At 74.6% G+C, this 15,992-nt stretch carries 15 protein-coding genes; 6 read left to right on the top strand and 9 right to left on the bottom strand.

Translation table 11 applies throughout. The features are described from left to right. The coding region (locus JWR81_RS01855) for a HAMP domain-containing protein (RefSeq protein ID WP_367278719.1) at window positions 1-967 on the bottom strand (967 nt) is incomplete at its 3' end. A gap of 162 nt (window positions 968-1,129) precedes the next feature. On the opposite strand from JWR81_RS01855, the gene JWR81_RS01850 reads away from it, so the two are divergent. The 3 genes from JWR81_RS01850 to JWR81_RS01840 all read left to right on the top strand — a co-directional run bounded on the left by JWR81_RS01850 (window position 1,130) and on the right by JWR81_RS01840 (window position 5,943). Further along, the gene (locus JWR81_RS01850; protein ID WP_297645877.1) at window positions 1,130-3,241 is read left to right on the top strand and encodes a SpoIIE family protein phosphatase; all 2,112 of its coding nucleotides are present in this window, start codon (window positions 1,130-1,132) and stop codon (window positions 3,239-3,241) included. Between the two features lie 131 nt (window positions 3,242-3,372). Then, window positions 3,373-4,899, top strand: a complete 1,527-nt coding sequence (locus JWR81_RS01845) for a hypothetical protein (RefSeq protein ID WP_297645875.1) — start codon at window positions 3,373-3,375, stop codon at window positions 4,897-4,899. Between the two features lie 3 nt (window positions 4,900-4,902). Further along, window positions 4,903-5,943, top strand: coding sequence for a DNA polymerase IV (locus JWR81_RS01840; protein ID WP_297645873.1), 1,041 nt, complete (start codon window positions 4,903-4,905; stop codon window positions 5,941-5,943). 2 nt (window positions 5,944-5,945) lie between these two features. Here JWR81_RS01840 and JWR81_RS01835 read toward each other — a convergent pair whose 3' ends face one another. The 5 genes from JWR81_RS01835 to ald all read right to left on the bottom strand — a co-directional run bounded on the left by JWR81_RS01835 (window position 5,946) and on the right by ald (window position 10,877). Then, window positions 5,946-7,001: an alanine racemase gene (locus tag JWR81_RS01835; protein WP_297645871.1), complete on the bottom strand. Its 1,056-nt coding sequence runs from the start codon at window positions 6,999-7,001 to the stop codon at window positions 5,946-5,948. Between the two features lie 104 nt (window positions 7,002-7,105). Further along, the gene (locus JWR81_RS01830) at window positions 7,106-7,834 is read right to left on the bottom strand and encodes a cobalt-precorrin-6A reductase (protein WP_297645869.1); all 729 of its coding nucleotides are present in this window, start codon (window positions 7,832-7,834) and stop codon (window positions 7,106-7,108) included. Next, window positions 7,831-8,610, bottom strand: coding sequence for a precorrin-6A synthase (deacetylating) (cobF, locus tag JWR81_RS01825; RefSeq protein ID WP_297645867.1), 780 nt, complete (start codon window positions 8,608-8,610; stop codon window positions 7,831-7,833). Before cobF ends, JWR81_RS01830 begins: the two co-directional genes overlap by 4 nt. A 10-nt stretch (window positions 8,611-8,620) precedes the next feature. Beyond that, on the bottom strand, window positions 8,621-9,679 hold the full coding sequence (locus JWR81_RS01820; RefSeq protein ID WP_297645866.1) for a diacylglycerol kinase family protein: 1,059 nt from the start codon (window positions 9,677-9,679) through the stop codon (window positions 8,621-8,623). A 79-nt stretch (window positions 9,680-9,758) separates the two neighbouring features. Then, window positions 9,759-10,877 carry an alanine dehydrogenase gene (gene ald, locus JWR81_RS01815; RefSeq protein ID WP_297645864.1) on the bottom strand — a complete coding sequence of 373 codons (1,119 nt, stop codon included), beginning with the start codon at window positions 10,875-10,877 and terminating at the stop codon, window positions 9,759-9,761. A 67-nt stretch (window positions 10,878-10,944) separates the two neighbouring features. Here ald and JWR81_RS01810 point away from each other — a divergent pair, with 67 nt between their 5' ends. The 3 genes from JWR81_RS01810 to JWR81_RS01800 all read left to right on the top strand — a co-directional run bounded on the left by JWR81_RS01810 (window position 10,945) and on the right by JWR81_RS01800 (window position 13,194). Further along, on the top strand, window positions 10,945-11,457 hold the full coding sequence (locus JWR81_RS01810; RefSeq protein WP_297645862.1) for an Lrp/AsnC family transcriptional regulator: 513 nt from the start codon (window positions 10,945-10,947) through the stop codon (window positions 11,455-11,457). A gap of 85 nt (window positions 11,458-11,542) precedes the next feature. Then, window positions 11,543-12,439 (top strand): NAD(P)H-binding protein, encoded by an 897-nt coding sequence (locus JWR81_RS01805; RefSeq protein WP_297645860.1) that lies wholly within the window; start codon window positions 11,543-11,545, stop codon window positions 12,437-12,439. Next, entirely contained in the window at window positions 12,436-13,194 is a 759-nt protein-coding gene (locus JWR81_RS01800) for a CPBP family intramembrane glutamic endopeptidase (RefSeq protein WP_297645858.1), read from the top strand. The genes JWR81_RS01805 and JWR81_RS01800 overlap by 4 nt, the downstream gene beginning before the upstream one ends. Here JWR81_RS01800 and JWR81_RS01795 read toward each other — a convergent pair. The 3 genes from JWR81_RS01795 to JWR81_RS01785 form a co-directional block, all read right to left on the bottom strand. Continuing rightward, window positions 13,178-13,723, bottom strand: coding sequence for a hypothetical protein (locus JWR81_RS01795; RefSeq protein WP_297645856.1), 546 nt, complete (start codon window positions 13,721-13,723; stop codon window positions 13,178-13,180). The genes JWR81_RS01800 and JWR81_RS01795 overlap by 17 nt on opposite strands. Window positions 13,724-13,926: 203 nt before the next feature. Continuing rightward, complete coding sequence (locus JWR81_RS01790; RefSeq protein ID WP_297645854.1) at window positions 13,927-15,129, bottom strand: cysteine desulfurase-like protein; 1,203 nt, start codon at window positions 15,127-15,129, stop codon at window positions 13,927-13,929. A gap of 50 nt (window positions 15,130-15,179) precedes the next feature. Then, the gene (locus JWR81_RS01785; protein WP_297645852.1) at window positions 15,180-15,734 is read right to left on the bottom strand and encodes a hypothetical protein; all 555 of its coding nucleotides are present in this window, start codon (window positions 15,732-15,734) and stop codon (window positions 15,180-15,182) included. Window positions 15,735-15,992: the final 258 nt, after the last annotated feature.

Here is a 15,992-nt window from a genome sequence, read left to right as displayed (position 1 = left end):
CGTGTTGATCGTGTCCTTCAGCTCCATAAATTCCCACTTCACGTACACCCTGATCTTCTTGGACAAGTCCCCGATGGCCACGGCCGTTGTCACGGCGGAGAAGTTTCTCACCAGGCACTTGCGCTTGACCTCCCAGCCTCCCGTCCGTACCGACTTCGCGGGCCACACGGGTGACTTCGGAAGCGAACGCTCTCAACTGATCGACCATCGTGTTGATCGTGTCTTTCAGTTCGAGAATTTCGCCCTTCACGTCCACCGTGATCTTGCGGGACAAGTCGCCTCGGGCCACAGCGGTCGCAACTTCAGCGATGTTTCGGACCTGGCCGGTCAGGTTGCCGGCCATCGAGTTCACCGAGTCGGTGAGATCCTTCCAGGTGCCGGCGACTCCGGGGACGTTGGCCTGTCCGCCGAGCCGTCCGTCGGTACCCACCTCGCGCGCCACGCGCGTGACCTCGTCGGCGAACGAGCTGAGCTGGTCGACCATCGTGTTGACCGTGCGGCCGATGCGGCGGAACTCGCCACGCAGCGGGCGGCCCTCGATCTCCAGCGCCATGTGCTGCGAGAGATCGCCCTCGGCGACGGCCTCGATCACCCGTGCGATCTCGGCGGTGGGCGCGGCCAGGTCGTCGATCAGCGCGTTGACGGCCTTCGCGCCGGCGGCCCAGGCCCCGTCGTAGGACTCCTCGTCGAGCCGGTCGGTCATCCGGCCCTCGCGCCCGACCACGCGACCGATCCGGAGCAGGTCGCGGTTACGCCGCTCTTGCAGCGCCACCATCTCGTTGAACTGGTCGACCACCTCGCCCGCCGCGCCGTCGCGGTGGGTCAGGCGCACGTCGAACCGTCCCTGCCGCACCTGCGAGAGCCCCTCGGCGAGCTCCCGCAGCAGGTCGTCCGGGCTCGCGTCGTGACCGTCGGGAGCATGATCCGACGGGCCCGCGCCAGCCCCCGCGCGCCGTGCCGTCGTCATGGCCGCCGTCCTCCCCTGGTCTCCGGCGGGTGTCCGGCGACGCCTCGCACCGCGACCGGTTCCGTCACCGTAGGCGAACACCCTACGGGATCGGAGGGGGGCCGGACCTGCATCCGAGCGGAGCCTCGAGCGCTACGGAGAGCGACAGGGCACACTGCACCCGTGCCCGTTCAGCTCGAGCGGCGTATGCGGCTTCCGCCCGACGCCCGATCCGCCGGACGGGCGCGACGGCTGCTGCAGGACGCGCTGGCCGATCCCGGGAGCGGTCTGGACGCCGTCGGGGCCGACGCCGACCTGGTCGACACGGCGGTGCTGCTGGCCAGCGAGCTGTGCGAGAACGCCGTGATCCATGCCGGCACCGAGTTCGACATCACGCTCGCCGTCGACGACCGCGACGACCCCGGCGCGGCCCTGACCGTGTCGGTCGCCGACCGCGGGGCCGGGCCGCTGGAGCTGCACCTCGCCCAGCCCCGGCGCCGCTACGGCCGCGCGGCCTCGCACGGGCGCGGCCTGGAGATGGTGCAGCGACTGTCCACCGCGTGGGGCACGCGGCACGAGACCGGCGGCCGCCACGTCACCTGGTTCTCCCTGGCGCTGAACGACTCCGGTCCCCCCGCGGCGGCCGCGCCGCCGGTGACGCCCCTGGACGCCGAGCGGGTGTGGTCGGAGGCCGAGCAGGCCCGCTGGCTGCTGCACGTGCCCCCCGCACTGGTCGACCGGCTGCAGCCGATGGAGCTGGTGGCCGAGCTGCTGCGCAGGCTGCGGGAGCTGCTCGACGCCGAGTGGGTGCACGTCGAGGTCGACGAGGGCGACGGCACCGGGCCGCGTGAGGTGGCCCGCGACGGTTCCGCGTCCACGCCGCCGGCCGGCGGCCCGCCGGTGGAGGTGCCGCTCCCGCTCACGCCCCCGCTGCGGGGCACCCTCCGTATCGTTGCCCGCGCCGGTACGGCCGCTTCGCCGGCCGGGGCAGACACCACCCGCCACCGCGACCTCGCCGAGCTCATCGCCTACCGCGTGGCGATGGCCGTCGAGTCCCGCTGGCTGCGCGAGGTCGACCAGCGCCGCCGGGCCTGGATGACCTACCTCGCCGAGACGAGCGAGCTGCTCGGCCAGTCGCTCGATGTCGAGCTGGCCGTGGCGGTGGTGCCGCAGGTGGTGGTGCCGCGGCTGGGCCGCTGGTGCGCGGTGCACCTCGTCGACCAGGTCGGACGGCTCCGGCTCGCGGCGCTGACGCACGCCGACGAGAACGAGCTCCCTGAGCTGCGCGCGGTGCTCGACCCCGACGCCCGGCCCGGCCTCCCCCCGCAGCTGCGCACGCAGCTGGCGGCGCTGGCGCGCCACGGATCCGCGCCCGTCCGCTTCGCCGTGCCGACCGACGGGCTCGCCGTGGCCCTGCGGGCCCGCGGTGTGACGATCGGCACGCTCGTGGTGGGCCGGCCCGCGAACCGGCCGCACAACCCCGAGGACGTCGTGCTCATCGCCGACATCGCCCGCCGCGCCGCGCTCGCCATCCACAACGCCCAGAGCACGGCCGCGCACGTCGCGGTCTCCCAGGCACTGCAGCACGCCCTGCTGCCCCGGGCGCTGCCGATCGTCCCCGGGGTCGAGTTCGCGGCCGAGTACCTGCCGGCCAGCACCGGCAGCGACGTCGGCGGCGACTTCTACGACGTGCTCACCGTCGACCCGTCGCACTGGCTCGTCTCCATCGGCGACGTCTGCGGCAAGGGCGCCCGCGCGGCGGCACGGACCGGGCTGGTCCGCGACGTGCTGCGCGTGCTGGTGCGCGGCGGGCGCTCGCTGGTGCCGACCGTCGAGATGCTCAACGACGTGATGATGGAGGCGGGCGACCCGCTGCAGTACTGCACGCTCGCCACCGCGATGGTCAGCAGGCCGCGGCCGGGGGTACCCCCGGGGCTCGACATCGACCTGGTGCTCGCCGGGCACCTCCAGCCCGTGATCGTCCGCGCCGACGGCACCGCGGAGCTCGTCGGCCACTTCGGCACCGCGGTCGGGTTGCTGGCCACGGTGCACCTGGAGGCCACGCGCCACCACCTCGAGCCCGGCGACACCCTGCTCGTCTACACCGACGGCGTCACCGAGCGCCGCGACGGTGCCGAGCACTTCGGGGCCGAACGCCTCCTCGCCGCCGCGGGCAAGGCGGCGGGCGCGGGGGCGGCCCAGCTGGTGTCCGCCGTCCGCGAGGAGGTCGAGCGCTTCTCCGCCGACGCCCGGGGCGACGACATCGCGCTGCTGGCGATGCGTGCGCAGACCTGATCCGGGCCCCGCGGCGACCGGTCGGGACGGTGGGCTGCGCCACGGTTGCGCCGCTCGACGGTTCCCAAGAGCGTCGCGGGCACGCATCCTGGAGGGGTCCGGATCGATCCAGGGGGGACCGAGGCCTGAATTTGCTCCGCCGCCAGGGCCCGACGGCCCTGCTCGTCCTGTTCTGCCTGCTCGTCGGGCTGCCCGTGACGATCCTGCTCACGCCCGCGCAGGGCGTGGACGCGTTCGGCCAGCACATCACCGTCGGCGCGCGGCCGCCCGAGCCGTCACTGGCCGGGCCCGCCCGCGTCGTCCAGGTCGGCAACACCTCCCTCGACCTGGACCGCCTCACCGTCTACGGGCCACTGCGCCCGCAGCTCACGATGGGCCCGATCCAGCGCAACGCCGAGTCCGAGGCCGTGTTCGACCCGCTGCAGGCCCCGCGTATCGCGCAGGAGGCCGTCGGCGCGCTCGGCGACGGGTTCCTGGCCTGGTTCCTGTGGGGCGGTCTCGGGCTGCTGGCGATCACGCTCGTGGCGTCGATGGCCGGTGCGGGTCTGCGGACGCTGCTCGTGCTGCGCCGCCACAGCCACGACCACGGCCGCGAACCCGCGGCACCCGGCACGCCGCTCCCCGAGATCTGGGCACGGAGCGTGCGGGCCGCGCGCCGGATGACGGTGGTGGCCGTGGCGGTCTCCGCGGTGGCCTGGGGCGCCTGCGGTGCGCTCGCCTACACGGGCGCGGTGCGCGGGCTGTCCGGCGTGACGTCGCTGGCGCAGATCGTGGGCGCCTACCACCTCACGCCCGAGCCGGTCGGCCCGGCGCTGACCGGCTACGAGGGTGCCGTCATCGGTGACTCGCGGGCGTCCCGGGTGGGTGGCCCGCCCGTCGCCGCCACCGGCCCGGACGCACGCCCCGACGACGCCACGTGCGGCCGCAGCTCCGACTCCCTCGCCGCCGAGATCGGCCACCTGCTGCCCGCGCGGATGCTGAACCTCGCCTGTCCCGACGCCACCGTCGCGGACGGGCTGCGCGGGCCCCAGAACGTGGGCGCCACGCGCGTGCCTGCCCAGGTCGGCGTGCTCGAGCGGGTGCAGGACCTGAGGTTCGTCGTCGTGGCGATCGGCCCCAACGACGTGGGCTGGACCGACTTCCTGCGTTACTGCTACGGCGTGCAGGACTGCGCCGACCAGCTGACGCAGGGCGAGTTCGACTACCGGCTGGCGGCGTTCGACCGCGCCTACGGCGACCTGCTCTTCGACCTGGCCGAGCTGCCCGGGCACCCGCAGGTGATCGTCATGACCTCCTACGACCCGTTCCCCGGAACGGGAGCCGACCAGCAGTCGTGCCCCGACATGCGCGCGGCCGGCTACCCGGGCCTCGACGCCGGGAAGATCGACCTGCTCACCGAGCGCAACCAGCGGCTCAACGACGTGCTCACCGCCGGGGCGCAGAAGTACGGCTTCGCCGTGGCCCGGCCGGAGCTGCGCCCGCTGTGCGCGTCCGGATCCGGCTCCGATGCCGCCGTCACCGAGGATCGGGCCGCCGACGGGCTCGGACCCGACATCCAGGGCCTCGCCGACCCGTTCCCCTACCACCCCACCGGGGTCGGCTCGCTGCGCCTGGCGTCATCGGTGGTGCGGCTGGTGGATCCGGCGGCCGCACGGTAGACCGTGCCGGTGTACCGGGTGCTGCACGTCGACCTCGACCAGTTCATCGCGGCCGTCGAGATCCTGCGCCGCCCGGAGCTTGCCGGGCTGCCGGTGGTCGTGGGCGGGAAGGGTGATCCCACGCAGCGCGGCGTCGTGGCCACGGCGTCGTACGCGGCGCGCGAGCACGGCGTCCGGTCGGGGATGCCGCTGCGCACGGCGCGCAAGCGGATCCCGGACGCGGTGTTCCTGCCCGCCGACAACCCCGCCTACGAGGTGGCGTCCGAGGGCGTCATGGACGTGCTGCGCGGCTTCGGGCCCGGCCAGGTCCTCGAGGTGATGGGCTGGGACGAGGCGTTCCTCGGCGGCCGGACCGACGACCCGGACGGCCTGGCGGCGGACGTCCGGCGCGCGGTGCTCGAGGGCACCGGGCTGCACTGCAGCATCGGGATCGGCGACAACCTGCTGCGGGCGAAGATCGCCACCGAGCTCGGCAAGCCGCCCGGGCCGGGCGTGTTCACCCTGACCGCCGAGAACTGGGACGACGTGATGGCCGGTCGCCCTACCCGCGCTCTGTGGGGCATCGGCGCGAAGACGAGCCAGAAGCTCGCCGACCGCGGAATCCGCACCGTGGGCGAGCTGGCCGCCGCCGATCCGGCCACGCTCGCCGCGGACCTGGGCCCGACGCTGGGGCCGTACTACGTGCAGCTCGGGCGGGGCATCGGCCGCGAGCGGGTGGAGGGCACGCCGTGGGTGCCGCGCTCGCGCAGCCGCGAGACGACGTTCCCGGCCGACCTCACCGACTGGCACGACGTGCGCGCCGAGGTGGTGGCGCTGGCCCACCGCGTGGCGGACGACGTCGCGGCCGAGGGACGGGACGTGGCCCGGATGGCCGTCAAGATCCGCTTCGCCCCCTTCACGACGCGCACCCGCAGCATCACCCTCGACGCCCCGACGCAGCACGCGGAGGCCATCGAGGCGGGAGCCCTGGAGGTGCTCGGGCTCTTCCGGCAGGGTCGCGCGGTCCGCCTGGTGGGGGTGCGTGCGGAGTTCGAACGTTCCTGAGATCAGGAGTTGGCGCCGCGGGCGGCCACCGCCCAGCGGTCCACCACGTCGCCGCCGGACGTCACCACCAGCTCGTCCACCAGGTTCACCGCGGCGCAGACGTGGTTGGGCACCACCCGGAGCACCGCGCCGAGGGCAGGCGGCTCGCCGTCCGGCCACGTGACGGTGGCGTGGTGCTCGGAGAGGGCGACGATGCGCGCACCCGCGACGTCGAGGAGGCGGCCGGAACCGGTGGTCCAGTCAGGACGGTCGGCGCCCAGCGCCTTGCTCCCGGCGTCGAGGACCACCCGGCCGGGCCGCCTGCTCACAACGCTGGCCGCCACCGTGAACGCGATCGCGTCGGGTCCGCAGGTGCCCAGCTCCCACTGCTGCGCGTCGTTGACGACGTAGACGCCGGGGCGCATCTCCGTGAGCTCCCCCGACGTCAGCGGGGCCGTCGGGGTGGAACCGCCGCTGACCACGTCGATCTCGACACCGGCGGCCCGGACGACGGCCGCGGCCAGGCCGAGGGCCGCCAGCTCGTCGGAGGCCGCCCGCGGCGCGCTGCCCGGTCCGTAGCCGTGCCCGGGGAACGTGAACACTCCGCGCACGCGCAGCCCGGCCCGCGCCGCCGCCACCGCCACCGCGCCCGAGTCCTCGGGGGCGACCCCGGTGCGGTGGTGTCCGGAGTCGACCTCCACCACGACGTCGACGGGACCGGCGTGCCGCGCCAGCGCCTCGGCCCCCTCCACCGACTCGACGCCGACGCGCAGCGCCACCCGGTCGGCCAGCTCGCGCAGCCGGGCACCGCGGTCGGCGTCCACCCACAGCGGGTAGGCGACGAACAGGTCCGCGCAGCCGGCGTCGGCCATCGCCTCGGCCTCGCCGGCGGTCGCCACCGTGAGGCCCACGGCCCCGGACGCGAGCTGGCGGCGGGCGATCTCGGCGCACTTGTGGGTCTTGGCGTGCGGCCGCAGGTCCAGCCCGCGCGCCCGGGCGGAGGCGGCCATGGCGACCACGTTCCGGTCGAGCACGTCGACGTCGACGACGGCGTAGGGGGTGCGGAGAGGCGCGGGCACACCGGAACTGTGCCACCGGTGATCGCCCATCCCGCAACCCGGCGCAGGCGACGAGATGCGTCAGGTTGCGCGGGCAGGGACCACCGGGCGCCGCAAGGTGGTGATCACCGGGCGGCGAGCCAGCGGACCGCCTCGTCCACCGTCGCCACCGTGGGCACGTCGGGTGCTGGGGGCCGGTCGAGCAGCACCACCGGCAGGCCCAGCTCGCGGGCGGCCACGAGCTTCGCCGCCGTCATCACGCCGCCGCTGTCGCGCGTGACCACGACGTCGACGCGGTGCTCGCGCAGCAGTGCCCGCTCGGCGTCGGCGGTGAAGGGACCCCGGCCGAGCACCAGGTGGTGCCGGGTGGGCAGCGGCGGGGGCGGAAGGTCCACGGCGCGCAGCAGGAACCACCGGTCGAGGCCCACGAACACGGCCAGGTCGCCGCGGCCGGTCGCGAGGAACACCCGCTCCCCCAGCCCGGGCAGCAGTGCCGCGGCGGCCGCGGCGTCGGGCACGCGGCGCCAGCGGTCGCCGGGACCGGCCTGCCACGGCTCGCGGCGCAGCACGAGCAGCGGCACGCCGGTGTCCGTCGTGGCCTGCACGGCGTGGGCCGTCATCTGGCGGGCGAACGGGTGCGTGGCGTCCACCACCGCGTCCACGCCCTTCTCCCGCAGCCAGCGGCGCAGCCCGTCGACGCCGCCGAAGCCGCCGACCCGCACGTCGCCGGGCGGCAGCGACGGCACCGCCACTCGTCCGGCCAGCGACGACGTCACCACCCAGCCCGGCCGGTCGTGCAGGGCCGAGGCCAGCCGCCGGGCCTCCCCCGTGCCCCCGAGGACCAGGACGTTCACGCGGCACCGTCCGGCTCCGGCACCCGGCGGCGCAGCAGGTAGGTGTCCATGATCCAGCCCTTGCGGTCGCGTTCCCGGGTCCAGACGCGGCGGATCTCGTCCTTCACCTGCTGCAGGTCGCCGCGCACGAGCACCTCGTCGGCCGAGCCGACGTAGGCACCCCAGTAGATGTCGAGGTCGGTGTCGGGCAGGCCGGCGTAGGCGTGCCGGGCGTCGAGCATCACGACCACGTCGTCGGCGTCGGCGGGGAAGCCGCCCTCGGCCAGCCGGCGTCCGGTGGTGACGGTGAACGCGCGGCCGATGCGGTTGAGGATCAGCCGGTGCGCGGCGGCGAGGGCCTGCACGCTGCTGATGCCTGGGATCGAGACGACGTCGAACGCCACCTCGCCGCGCGCGGCGATCCGGTCCAGGATCCGCAGCGTGCCGTCGTAGAGGGCGGGGTCGCCCCACACCAGGAAGCCGCCGCAACCGTCGTCGTCGAGCTCGTCGGCGATCATGCGCTCGTAGAGGGCCTCGCGACGGTCCTGCCAGTCCACGACGGCGGCCTCGTACGCCTCGGCGGCGCGGTCGCGGCGGGGGTCCGGGGCCTCGACGATCCGGTGCGGGCGGGTGACGTGCCGCGCGAGCAGCTCGGTGCGCAGGGCGGACAGGTCGGTCTTCGCCGCGCCCTTGTCGATCGTGAAGAACACGTCCACCCGGTTCATCGCCGCGACGGCCTGCAGCGTGAGGTGGTCGGGGTCGCCGGACCCGATGCCGATGACCTGGATCGTACGCACGGCCCCGACGTTATCGCTGCTCCTCGTCCACCGGAGGCTCCGCGTCCGCGACGCGCACCACAAGGACCCGCGGCTCCACACGCATCCGCAGCTCGGACGCGTCACCGACCGGGTCGCCGTCGATCTGGGAGGGCTGCGGCTCGTCGGCCTCGATCACGATCGACCGCGCCTGCCAGTGCTCGACGCGCTCGTTGCCGCGGCGCTTGCGGCTGGCCACGCGGGCGGCCACGGCCACCCAGCCCACCATGCCCTTCGGCGCGAGGTTGATGATGTCGAGCTGCCCGTCGTCGAGCACGGCACGGGGCATGAGCACGAGGCCGCCGAGCAGGGTGCCGCTGTTGCCCACGAGCACCGTGCGGGTGCGACGGCGCATCGGCTCGCCGTCGTCGAAGGTGAGGGTGACGCGGGTGCGGCTGCCGCGCATCGCCCGCAGCCCGGACACGACGTAGGCCAGCGGGCCGACCCGGCTCTTGAGCCCCTCCGGCGTGTTCTCCATGATCGCCGCGTCGAAGCCGGTGCCGGCCATGACGAGGAAGACGTGCTCCTCCTCACCGCCGTCGACCCGGACGCGGCCGACGTCGATGGGCCGGTCGTCACCGGTCAGGGCGAGCCGCACGGCGGGCACGAGCTCCAGCGGGGTGCCGAGCGTCTTCGCGAGCAGGTTGCCGGTGCCGTGGGGCACCAGCCCCATCGCGACCCCGGTGCCGGCGAGCGCCTGCGCGACCGCGCGGACCGTGCCGTCGCCGCCGCACGCGAGGACGACGTCGGCGCCCTTGTCCACCGCGGTGGCGGCCTGGCCGGTGCCCGGGTCGTCGACGGTGGTCTCGAGCCACAGCGGCTCGGCCCAGCCCAGGCCCGTGCACACCGTGGTGATCCGGTCCCGCGTCCCGGGCGCGATCTTCGTCGGGTTGACGACCACGGCGGGCAGCGGGCGGTCGTCGTCCCCGGCGGGCAGGCGTTCGGCGGCGGCCGCGGCGAAGCGTTCCCGCCGGATCACGAACGCCACCACCCCGAGCACCACGACCGCGACCAGCACCGCTAGCGCGACGAACCACCACTCGGCAGGCACGGCGGAACCCTATGGGAGGGCGCCGGACACCATCGAACGGCACGCGCCTCCCGGTGCGTGCCGTTCGCTTCCGGGAGCCTCAGGCGCCGACGACCGTGGCCGGGTCGGTCCACGGCAGGTCGAGGTCACGGGCCACCTCGCGGCTGGTCAGCGCACCCCGGTGGGTGGACAGGCCGAGCGCCAGCGCCGGGTCGGCGGCGACGGCGGCCTCCCAGCCCTGGTTCGCCAGCCGCAGCACGTAGGGCAGCGTGGCGTTGGTCAGCGCGTAGGTGGAGGTGTGCGGCACCGCGCCGGGCATGTTGGCGACGCAGTAGAAGACCGATCCGTGCACCGTGTAGGTCGGGTCCGCGTGCGTGGTGGGACGCGAGTCCTCGAAGCAGCCGCCCTGGTCGATGGCGATGTCGACGAGCACGGACCCCTTCTTCATCCGGCTGACGAGCTCGTTGCTCACCAGGCGCGGGGCGCGGGCGCCGGGGACGAGCACGGCACCGATCACGAGGTCGGCGTCCAGGCAGGCCTTCTCCAGCTCGTGGGTGTTCGAGACGACCGTGCGGACACGGCCCGCGTAGCGGTCATCGAGGTGACGCAGCTTGGCGATGTCGAGGTCGAGCACGGTGACGTCGGCCCCGAGACCTACGGCCATCGCGACGGCGTTCTGGCCGGAGACGCCCGCACCGATCACGACGACGCTCGCGGGGCGCACGCCGGGCACGCCGCCGAGCAGCACGCCGCGGCCACCGGAGGCCGCGAGCAGCGCGTTCGCACCGGCCTGCGGGGCCAGCCGGCCCGCGACCTCGCTCATCGGGGCGAGCAGCGGCAGCGAGCCGTCGGCCAGGCGGACGGTCTCGTAGGCGATGGCGGTGGTGCCGGAGTCGAGCAGGGCCTGCGTGCAGGGCAGCGACGCGGCGAGGTGGAGGTAGGTGAAGAGCACCTGGCCCTCGCGGAGGCGGTGATACTCCTCCGCGACCGGCTCCTTGACCTTGAGCAGCAGGTCGGCCGCGGCCCACACCTTGTCGGCGTCGTCGACGACCTGGGCACCGACGGCCTCGAAGTCGGCGTCGGTGATCGAGCTGCCGAGCCCGGCCCCCTGCTCGACGAACACCTCGTGCCCGGAGCGGATGAGCTCGTGCGCCCCCGAGGGGGTCAGCGCGACGCGGAACTCGTTGTTCTTGACCTCACGAGGCACACCGATTCTCATGACCTAAGAGTGAAGATCCTGGCGATACGGTACAACCCAACCGCAGAACTTTCGTTGGAGGCCGATCATGCCGCTACCACCTGCGGGAGCACGCCCCGCAAAACCCCTTCGCCCGCAGGAAGTTCGCCCACTCGACGCCACCGACCGCGCGCTGCTGCGCGCCCTCGCCGACGACGCGCGCGTGTCGAACAAGGAGCTGGCCGAGCGCGTCGGCATCGCACAGTCCACGTGCCTGGCGCGGGTCCGGGCGCTGCGGGAGTCGGGCGTGATCCGCGGGTACCACGCGGACATCGATCCCCGCGCGCTCGGCCACGAGCTCCAGGCCATGATCGCCATCCGGCTGCAGCCGCACGCCCGCGACGCCATCCGCGAGTTCGTCGCGCGGCTGAGCCGGCGGCCGCAGGTGCTGGAGGTGTACTTCGTGGCCGGCGCCAACGACTTCCTCGTGCATGTGGCCACCTCCAGCACCGACGAGCTGCGCGACTTCGTGGGCGACCAGCTGAACCGCGACCCCGCCATCGCCGGCACGGAGACGAACCTGATCTTCGAGCACACCCGGGCCGCAGGCCGCCGCGCCTGACCACGCGCGCGCCGCGCGGGTGGCGCCGACCACCCGGGGGCCGCCTGCGGTCGCGGGGCGCGGCCGGGCACGGGAGGGTGGGCCCATGCGTGTTCTGGTGGCCGGTGCGTCCGGTTTCGTCGGCGGGCGCCTGTGTCCTGCCCTGGAGGCGGCCGGGCACGAGGTGATGGCGATGACCCGCAGCCCCGAGCGGTACGACGGGGCGGGCAAGGCCGTGCAGGGCGACGTCCACGACGCCGCGTCGCTGGCCGTCGCGCTCACCGGTTGCGAGGCCGCCTACTACCTCGTGCACTCGCTCGACGACGCCGCGTTCGAGCAGCGCGACGCCGACGCCGCGCGCACGTTCGCCACGGCCGCCGCGGACGCCGGGCTGAACCGCATCGTCTACATGGGCGGGCTCGGCGACGACGCCGACGACCTCTCGACCCACCTGCGCAGCCGTCGCGAGGTCGAGAAGCTGCTCGGCTCGGCGGGCGTGCCGGTCACGACGCTGCGGGCGGGCATCATCGTCGGCCACGGCGGCATCTCGTGGGAGATGACGCGCCAGCTCGTCGAGCGCCTGCGCGCGATGATCACACCGCGCTGGGTGCGCACCCGCACGCAGCCGATCGCGATCGCGGACGTGGTGCGTTATCTCGTCGGGGTGCTGACGGTGCCGGAGGCGGCCGGGCGGGCGTTCGACGTCGGGGGCCCGGAAGTGCTCGAGTACGTGGAGATGATGCGCCGGGTGGCCGCCATCGAGGGCCGCATGATGGTCGTCGTCCCGGTGCCGCTCCTCTCGCCGCAGCTGTCGTCGCGCTGGCTGTCGCTCGTCACCGACGTCGACCTGCAGACGGGCCGCTCGCTCGTCGACTCGATGGTCAACGAGGTGGTGGTGCGCGACGACAGCATCCGCGAGCTCGTACCGTTCGAGCCCATGGACTACGACGCGGCCGTGCTGGCGGCACTGGGAGAACGCGCCAAGGCCGGGAGGGGGGAGTGACGCTCCTCGGGCGCGCCGCGCGCGTGCTGCCCTCGTGGCTCACGGAGAAGGTCCCCCGCGACCACCGGGAGTCCGACGCCGCGTTCCACCGCCGGCGCAAGGTGGTGGCCGCCACCGCGATCACCGGTGCCGGGGTGCTCGGGGCGTCGCTGTCGACGAAGCCCGGCTCGAAGCAGTTCTACGGGCTCACCGCGGCCACGGCCGCCACCTGGGTGGTGGGCGGGCTGGCGTCGGGGCCGCTGCACCTGGGCTGGATGCAGCGCCGCGGCCCGGGCCCGAACCCGGTCCTGCGCCGCCCGGTCGTCACCCCGGTGCTGCTGGGCGTCGGCGCCTTCGGGGCGTTCTACGGCGCCGCGCTCGTGGCCCGGCGCATCCCGGTGCTCGACCGCGCCATCTCCTCGGTGCTGCAGTACGCCGACCAGGGCGACGACCGGCTCGTCCTGCTCACGACGCTCACCAACGGGGCCGCCGAGGAGGTCTTCTTCCGTGGCGCGCTGTACGCCGCGCTGCCCGAGAAGGACTCGGTGGCCGCGTCCACGGGGATCTACATGATGGCGACGGTGGCCACCCGCAACCCCGCGCTCGTGCTCGCGTCGGGCGTGGTGGGGGCGCTGTTCGGGCTGGAGCGCCGGGCGACGGGCGGGATCCAGGCGCCGCTGCTCACGCACCTGACCTGGTCGGCGCTGATGCTGCGCTACCTGCCGCCGCTGTTCCGCCGCGACCTCGCGAAGCGCAGGCTCAACCCCGGTCGCTGACGGCGGCGCGCACGACGGCCCCGCCGGCCACGAGCATGCTGGCGGCGCTGATCAGCCCGGTGACGAGCTCGACGGCACCCGGCCCCGCCCCGGCGATGCCCACCGCGGCGCCCGAGGCCGCGGCCACGACCACCGCCGCACCGAGCTGGTGGAAGACCGGCCGGAAGAACCGGCCGAAGACCAGGAAGTGGGCGCCGACCACCAGCGCGACCCACACGATCACGTACTGACCGTGCGCGACGGTCCCGAGCACGGCCGCGCCGGCGGCGATCGCGACCACCTCGGTCACGACCGTGAGCCGGTAGTGCCATGTCCGGAACATCGACCGGTCGCCGTCGGCCTCGGACGCGGGCAGCAGCCGGGCCGCGCCCAGCACGACGACCACACCGGCCATGATGCCCAGGACCCGGATCGCGACCGAGGCGCGTCCCGTCGCCCCGCCCGCGGCCCACTGGGCCCACGCCGCCCCGGCCACCCCGGCGATCACCGCGCCGATCAACGGCCCGCGGCTCACCGTGGTCTCCCCCATCACACGAGGCTAGTTCGTCACGGATCGAATGTGGGCTCCGGCTCGACGGCCACCTCCAGCACCAGCGGCTCGTCCCGCACCCCGAGCGGCGGCACGACGTCGATCACCAGCGCCCGGGCGCTCGTGGGAGAACGCGCCCAGCACGGCGAGCGCGCCGTCGAGGACCGCGCGCCCCGCCTCCCGCGTTCCGCCCGCCACCGGGGTCAGCCCGCGAAGAACGCGCGCAGACCCTCCAGCAACCGGTCCACGTCCGCGTCGTCGACGTACGGGGCGAGCCCGATGCGCAGGGCGCCGGTGTCGCCGAGGCCGAGCCTGCGGGACGCCTCCAGCGCGTAGAACGAGCTGGCCGGAGCGTTGACGCCGCGCTCGGCGAGGAACGCATAGGCCTCCTGCTCACGACGGCCGGGCAGCCCGACCAGCAGCGTCGGGGTCCGGTGGGCGGCACGGGAGTACAGCGTGACACCGGGCAGCTCGGCGAGCCCCACCTCGATCCGGGCCCGCAGCGCGTCCTCGTGGGTCTCGACGGCGTGCATCGACACCAGCAGCCGCTCGCGGCGGCTGCCGGTACCGGGCGCGATCCCGGCGAGGAAGTCGACCGCCACCGTGGTGCCGGCCAGCAGCTCGTAGGGCAGCGTGCCCAGCTCGAAGCGCTCCGGCACGGCGTCGGACGAGGGCGCGAGCTTCCACGGGTGGAGCGTCTCCCACAACGCGGGTGCCGCGGCCACGACGCCGCAGTGCGGGCCGAGGAACTTGTAGGGCGAGCACGAGTAGAAGTCCGCGCCGAGCGCCTGGACGTCCACACCGGTGTGCGCGGAGTAGTGCACGCCGTCGACGTAGGCCAGCGCCCCGGCCTCGTGTGCGAGGTCGGTGATCGCCCGGACCGGTGGGCGGGTGCCGATGAGGTTGGACGCCGCCGTGACCGCGACGAGGCGGGTGCGCGGCGACAGCACGGCCGCGATCGCGTCCTCGGTGAGCTCACCGGTGGCCGGGTCGAAGTCGGCCCAGCGGACAGCCGCACCGACGGCCTCGGCCGCGAGCACCCACGGCCGGATGTTGGCGTCGTGGTCCAGGCGCGTGACCACCACCTCGTCGCCCGGGGACCACGTGGCGGCGAGCGCGCGGGCGACGTCGAACGTCAGCTGGGTCATGCTGCGCCCGAACACGATGCCGCCGGCGTCGGCGCCGAGCAGGTCGGCCATCGCCGCGCGGGCGTCGAGCACGATGTCGTCGGCGGCACGCTCGGCGGCGGTGACCCGCCCGCGGTTGGCGAGCGGGGACATCATCGTGCGGGCCACGGTCTCGGCGACGGCCTCGGGCACCTGCGACCCGCCCGGCCCGTCGAAGTGGGCGTAGCCGGCCTTCAGCGCCGGGAAGTGGTCACGCACCGCCTGCACGTCGTAGGTCACGCCTGCACCCTGTCATGCCGGCACCGGCCCCGGCAGCCCCGAGCGCGAGCTCACGGAACGCGACCGCACCACTCGGGCTCCACACGTTCCCAGTCCCGCTCCCACGCCGCCGTGTTGTGCCGCTCCACGAGCCGCCGCAGCCCGTTCCAGGCCAGGGCCAGCAGCGCCCAGCCCGACAGGGCCGTCAGGATGCCGCGCACCAAGCCGGTGGCCTCGGCGGCGCGCGCGCTCAGGGGCGCGGACGTCACCCGGCCGTCCGCGTCCAGCCAGACCTGCACGACGGTCCCGGCGGGGCCGGACTCGTGCACCGGGACGTCCCCGGTCACCTCGACGCCGTCGGCGCCGGTCCACCGGGCCCTGACCTGCTGCGGGCCGTCCACAACGGCCGCGTCGAGCAGTACCGCGCGGATCGGCGTCCGCGACGCCGTCTCCGCCCGGCTGCGGTCCAGCGCCGACGCGTGGCCCGCCTGGCCGACCGTGACCGCGACCAGGACCGTCAGCAGGGCGAGGGCCGCGAACGCCCACGCGGCGGCGTCCTCGACGCGGTCCGTGACGCGTCGGCGGTGCACCGGCCTGCGGTTGCGGTCGGAACGGTCGACCTCCACGTGCGGTCCTTCCTGGCGTGCTGGGAACTTCTGCAGGATGGTCGCTCACGGCGACAGCGGCGTTACCGGCATTTCCGGTGTTTCCGGCATTACCGGAGGTGTCCGGGCACCCTGCCGGGTGGGCTCGCGGAGGCTGACCCGGCTGCGGGGGCTCGTCCCCGGGCACGGATGATCGGACCGTGCGCACGGCCTCGAGCGTCCGAGCCGCGGACGACGCCCACCCGGCGCGCCGCGGGACGGGATCGACCCTGCTGCGCC

It is taken from the genome of Pseudonocardia sp., assembly GCF_025965585.1.
GTDB lineage: Bacteria > Actinomycetota > Actinomycetes > Mycobacteriales > Pseudonocardiaceae > Pseudonocardia.
Note: the sequence above shows the minus strand (reverse complement) of the source record. Positions and strands in the feature narration are given on the sequence as shown.

Excerpts from the sequence above, each read along its gene's own strand:
- ald (WP_297645864.1), bottom strand. The coding sequence starts at position 10,877 with ATGAGAATCGGTGTGCCTCGTGAGGTCAAGAACAACGAGTTCCGCGTC.
- JWR81_RS01810 (WP_297645862.1), top strand. The coding sequence starts at position 10,945 with ATGCCGCTACCACCTGCGGGAGCACGCCCCGCAAAACCCCTTCGCCCG.
- JWR81_RS01805 (WP_297645860.1), top strand. The coding sequence starts at position 11,543 with ATGCGTGTTCTGGTGGCCGGTGCGTCCGGTTTCGTCGGCGGGCGCCTG.
- JWR81_RS01795 (WP_297645856.1), bottom strand. The coding sequence starts at position 13,723 with ATGGGGGAGACCACGGTGAGCCGCGGGCCGTTGATCGGCGCGGTGATC.